The organism is Rubellimicrobium thermophilum DSM 16684 (assembly GCF_000442315.1).
Lineage (GTDB): Bacteria > Pseudomonadota > Alphaproteobacteria > Rhodobacterales > Rhodobacteraceae > Rubellimicrobium > Rubellimicrobium thermophilum.
Genome location: NZ_KE557321.1, coordinates 62,772 through 65,838, shown reverse-complemented (window position 1 = coordinate 65,838; position 3,067 = coordinate 62,772). Strand labels below are relative to the sequence as shown.

General features: G+C 74.4%; 4 protein-coding genes and 1 pseudogene. 2 read left to right on the top strand and 3 right to left on the bottom strand.

Annotation, left to right across the window (positions count from 1 at the left end):
• Window positions 1–216: 216 nt before the first annotated feature.
• Window positions 217–795: a YqgE/AlgH family protein gene (locus tag RUTHE_RS08115; protein ID WP_021097886.1), complete on the bottom strand. Its 579-nt coding sequence runs from the start codon at window positions 793–795 to the stop codon at window positions 217–219.
• Window positions 796–944: 149 nt separating this feature from the next.
• Between RUTHE_RS08115 and RUTHE_RS17515 the strand changes: the two are divergent.
• Together RUTHE_RS17515 and RUTHE_RS17510 are read left to right on the top strand one after the other, a co-directional pair.
• Window positions 945–1,193, top strand: a pseudogene (locus tag RUTHE_RS17515) (hypothetical protein); the annotation flags it as partial.
• A 61-nt stretch (window positions 1,194–1,254) separates the two neighbouring features.
• Window positions 1,255–1,764, top strand: a complete 510-nt coding sequence (locus tag RUTHE_RS17510; protein ID WP_021097885.1) for a hypothetical protein — start codon at window positions 1,255–1,257, stop codon at window positions 1,762–1,764.
• 91 nt (window positions 1,765–1,855) lie between these two features.
• Here RUTHE_RS17510 and moaB read toward each other — a convergent pair whose 3' ends face one another.
• Together moaB and RUTHE_RS08100 are read right to left on the bottom strand one after the other, a co-directional pair.
• Window positions 1,856–2,383, bottom strand: coding sequence for a molybdenum cofactor biosynthesis protein B (gene moaB, locus RUTHE_RS08105; protein ID WP_021097884.1), 528 nt, complete (start codon window positions 2,381–2,383; stop codon window positions 1,856–1,858).
• A 40-nt stretch (window positions 2,384–2,423) separates the two neighbouring features.
• Window positions 2,424–3,067: uracil-DNA glycosylase (locus RUTHE_RS08100; RefSeq protein WP_021097883.1), on the bottom strand; the 644-nt coding region annotated here is incomplete at its 5' end.

Sequence of the window (3,067 nt, the reverse complement as noted above, 5' to 3'; positions counted from 1 at the left end):
GGCGCAGGCGGCGGGCATGGCGGATCTCCGGACGGGGATGGGACAGATGGTCCGGTGATGCCATGGCGAAGGTTAAAGAAAGGTTTGCGCAACGCGCGCTCAGCGGGCGATTCGCGCAACAGCCCGGGCCGGCCCGGCGAGGGCCCGACAGGCGGAGGGCGACAGGAGCCCCCCCGGAGGGGAGGGAGGGAGCGCGGAGCGGCAGGCGGGCGGCGGTCAGGCCCGCCCGGCCATGGGCGAGAGCGAGAGCGGATCGATGCCGATGGCCTTGAGGGCGGCATGCCACTTGTGTTCGTTGGCGCGGCTCCAGAGCAGCTCCGGCCGGGCCGGGGCGGTGAGCCAGGCGTTGCGGGCGATCTCGTCCTCGAGCTGGCCGGGCCCCCAGCCGGCATAGCCCAGCGCGAGCATCGAATCGCGCGGCCCCCCTCCTTCGGCGATGCGGCGCAGCACGTCGAGCGTGGCGGTCATCGACACCCTGTCGTCGATGCGCAGCGTGCCCTCGGCGGCGGCATAGTCGGAGGAATGGAGCACGAAGCCGCGCGTCTCCTCCACGGGGCCGCCGAAATGCACGCGGATGTCGCGCAGCCCGCCCCCGCCTTCGCTGCGGCGCGGGACATGGGGGATGCCCAGACGGTCGAGCAGATCGGCCAGGCGCAGATCGGGGCGGGGCTTGTTGACGATCAGGCCCATCGCCCCTTCGGGCGAATGGGCGCAGAGATAGACGACGCTGCGCGCAAAGCGTGGATCGCCCATCGTGGGCATCGCGATGAGGATCTGTCCGGCGAGACTGTCCATGCCGGAAGAATGGCCCCGTGCCGGAGCAGGTTCAAGGGCGGCGGCGGGCAGCTGGACGGGGGAGCGGACGGGGGAGTGGACGGGGGAGCGGGACGGGGGGGGGAGGCGTGTCGCGCGAAGGTGACTTGCGGCCGGCCGCGCGGGCGGGAATGGATGGGGGCATGCCGCATGCCGTCCCTGCCCTTCTGCTGGTCCTTCTGGGTCTTCTGGTCCCTGCCCTGCCCGCCCGGGCCGAGCCTCCGGCCGATCCGGCGCGGATCGAGGCCCTGCCGGGCTGGCGCGTCGGAGAGGGGCGGCACATCGCCGCGCTGCATCTGACGCTGGCGCCCGGCTGGAAGACCTACTGGCGCAGTCCCGGCGAGGCAGGCCTGCCGCCCCTGTTCGATTTCGGTGCCTCGCGCGGGGTGAGGGCGGTCGAGCCGATCTGGCCGGTGCCGCGGGTATTCCATCTGGGGGGGCATGCGGTCGATCGGCTATCGCGAGGCGGTGACCATTCCCCTGGAGGTGACGCTGGAGGGGCCGGGACCGGCGCATCTGGCCGGGGTGGCGGAGATCGGGGTCTGCGACGAGATCTGCATGCCCGTGCGCCTGCCCTTTGCGGTGGATCTGCCCGAGGGGGGGCGGCGCGATCCGCGCATCGCCGCTGCGCTGGCCGACCGTCCGCTGACCGCCGAGGAGGCCCGGGCGCAGGCGACCTGCACCGCCCTGTCCGACGGGGCGGGGCTGGATCTGCGTCTGCGCGTGGCGATGCCCCCTCTGGGCCGCGACGAGGCGGTGGTGATCGAGAGCGCCGATCCCGGCCTGTGGCTGTCCGAGCCGGTGGCGAGGCGCGAGGGCGGCGCCCTCATCGCCCGGGCCGAGGCTGCGGCGCGCGATGGCGGGCCGGTGGCGATCGACCGGGCGGGTCTGCGGATCACCGTTCTGGCCGAGGGCCGGGCGGTGGAGATCCGCGGCTGCGGTGCGGGCTGACCCCCCGGCCCGGTCGGGCATCCCCCGCCATCCCCGGCCATCCGCGGCCGCCTTGCGGTCCGACTCCGGTCCGGTTTCGGTCCGGTTTCGGTCAGGTTTCGGTCAGGCGGGGGCGGATCTCGACGAGATTGCAGGGCCGGTGGCGGCTGTCGAGCTGGGGCGCGATGAGCCGGTCCCAGCCGTCGCGGCAGGCGCCGGGGCTCCCCGGCAGGGCGAAGAAATAGGTCCCCTGCGCAATGCCGGCGGTGGCGCGGCTCTGCATGGCCGAGGTGCCGACCGTCTCCCAGGAGACGAGGGCGAAGAGGGGGGCAAAGGCCTCGATCTCCTTCTCGTAGATGTCGCGATGGGCCTCCACGGTCACATCGCGCCCGGTCAGGCCGGTGCCGCCGGTGGTGATCACCACATCGATGGCCGGATCGGCGGCCCAGCCGCGCAGGCGGGCGGCGATGGCGGCGCGGTCGTCGGGCAGCAGCTCGCGCGCCGCCAGAACATGGCCCGCCGCGGCGATCCGTTCGGCCAGCGTGTCGCCGGAACGGTCGGTGGCGGGGCTGCGGCTGTCCGACACGGTCAGGACGGCGATGCGCAGGGGATGGAAGGGGCGATCGGGATCGAGCGGCATGACGGGACGGATCCGGGCACAGGCGGCGGTCCCCCGGAGCCTAGCCCTCCTCCAGCCGCGCCTGCAAGGCGAGCAGATCGGCCCAGGCCTCGCGCTTGGCCTCGGGCTGGCGCAGCAGGAAGCTCGGGTGGAAGGAGGGCAGCGCGGGGCGGCCCAGCACCGTCTGCCACTGCCCGCGCAGCCGCGTGATGCCCCCGCGACCCAGAAGCGCCTGGGCCGGCGTGTTGCCGAGGATCAGCAGCACCCGCGGGGCGGCCAGTTCGACATGGCGCCGCAGGAAGGGGCTCCAGCGGGCGATCTCCTCGGGCGTCGGCGTGCGGTTGCCGGGCGGGCGCCAGGGCAGGACATTGGTGATATAGACGGCCCGGGCCGGATCGGGGTCGGCGCGATCACGGCCGATGGCGGCCAGCATCCGGTCGAGCAGGCGTCCTGCGGCGCCGACGAAGGGGCGTCCCTCGATATCCTCCTCGCGTCCCGGCGCCTCGCCCACGACCATGAGCGGGGCGCCGGGCGTGCCGTCGGCAAAGACGAAGCGGCGCGCACCGGGCTTCAGCGGATCTGCGAGGGCCTCCATCGCCGCGGCGAGCGCTGCCAGATCGGCCGCGGCGGCGGCGGCCCCGGCAGGATCGCCGGCGAAGAGGGCCGCAGGAGGGGGCGGCGCCGCGGGCCGCTCCGATGCGGGCC

Excerpts from the sequence above, each read along its gene's own strand:
- RUTHE_RS08115 (WP_021097886.1), bottom strand. The coding sequence starts at position 795 with ATGGACAGTCTCGCCGGACAGATCCTCATCGCGATGCCCACGATGGGC.
- RUTHE_RS17510 (WP_021097885.1), top strand. The coding sequence starts at position 1,255 with ATGCGGTCGATCGGCTATCGCGAGGCGGTGACCATTCCCCTGGAGGTG.
- moaB (WP_021097884.1), bottom strand. The coding sequence starts at position 2,383 with ATGCCGCTCGATCCCGATCGCCCCTTCCATCCCCTGCGCATCGCCGTC.